This is a genomic window from Kitasatospora sp. NPDC007106 (assembly GCF_040634455.1).
Classification (GTDB): domain Bacteria; phylum Actinomycetota; class Actinomycetes; order Streptomycetales; family Streptomycetaceae; genus Kitasatospora; species Kitasatospora arboriphila.
Map to the genome: position 1 here is coordinate 1 of NZ_JBEYFP010001315.1, position 1,262 is coordinate 1,262.

Below are 1,262 nucleotides of genomic sequence, written 5' to 3' on the forward strand. Positions count from 1 at the left end.
GCGGCGGCATGCCGGGCCATGCGGCGGGGGCGGCCCGGTGAGCGCCGCGACCGGCCGCGTGGTCACCGACCTGGCCGTGGGCGGCATGACCTGCGCGGCGTGCGTCGGCCGGGTCGAGAAGCGGCTGGCCCGGATCGACGGCGTGACGGCGACGGTGAACCTGGCCACCGGCCGCGCCCGGGTCGTCCATCCGGCCGGCGTCCCGTTCGCCGACCTGGCAGCCGCGGTGGAACGCGCCGGCTGCACCGCCGCGCCCCTTCCCGACGAACCGGTCGGGGCCGCGCCGACGGACGGGGACGACGGCGGGCTGCTCCGCGCGTCCGTCACGGCCGCCCTCGCCGTGCCGGTGCTGACCGTGTCGATGGCACCCGGGCTGCAGTTCCCGCCCTGGCAGTGGGTCTGCTTCCTGCTGGCCGTCCCGGTGGTGACCTGGGGCGCGTACGGGTTCCACCGCCGGGCCTGGCACCATCTGCGGCAGGCGACGCCGACCATGGACACCCTGGTGAGCCTGGGTGTGCTGGCCTCCTTCGGCTGGTCGGCGTACGCGCTGTTCCTCGGCGGCGCCGGCACGGTCGGCATGCGGATGCCGTTCTCGCTCACCGCGGACCCGGGCGGCGCCGCCCACCTGTACCTGGAGGCGGCGGTCGGCGTGCCGCTGTTCGTGCTGTGCGGCCGCGTCCTGGAGGGGCGGGCCCGCCGCCGCGGCGGATCGGCGCTGCGGGCGCTCGCCGAACTGGGCGCCAAGGAGGTGTGCGTCCGTGCGGCGGGCGTCGAACGTCTCGTCCCGGTGCGCGAGTTGCTGCCCGGCCAGGAGTTCGTCGTACGGCCCGGCGAGAAGGTGGCCACGGACGGCGTGGTCGTCGAGGGCGGCTCGGCGCTGGATGCCAGCCTGCTCACCGGTGAGAGCGTGCCGGTGGAGGTCGGGCCGGGCGACCGGGTCACCGGTGCCACGGTCAACGTCGGCGGTGTGCTGGTGGTGCGCGCCACCGCCGTCGGCGCGGACACCCAACTCGCCCGCATCACCGCACTGGTGACCGAGGCCCAGACCGGCCGGGCGCGGGCGCAGCGGCTGGCCGACGCGGTCGCCGGCGGGTTCGTGCCGTGCGTGCTGGCGGTGGCCGTCTGCGTGCTGGGCTTCTGGCTCGGTGCCGGTGGCGATCCGCAGGCGGCGGTCACGGCGGCGGTGGCGGTGCTGGTGGTGGCGTGCCCGCCGCCGTCGCCTGCGCGCTGCGCACCCGCCGCGACCGCCGGCTGGTGCTGGG

Annotated in this window: 1 protein-coding gene; it reads left to right on the plus strand. The window is 77.4% G+C overall.

All coding sequences use genetic code 11. The features are described from left to right. Nucleotides 1-85 precede the first annotated feature (85 nt). Nucleotides 86-1,262 (plus strand): heavy metal translocating P-type ATPase (locus ABZ641_RS38110; protein ID WP_359989229.1); only part of this gene is annotated, 1,177 nt, incomplete at its 3' end.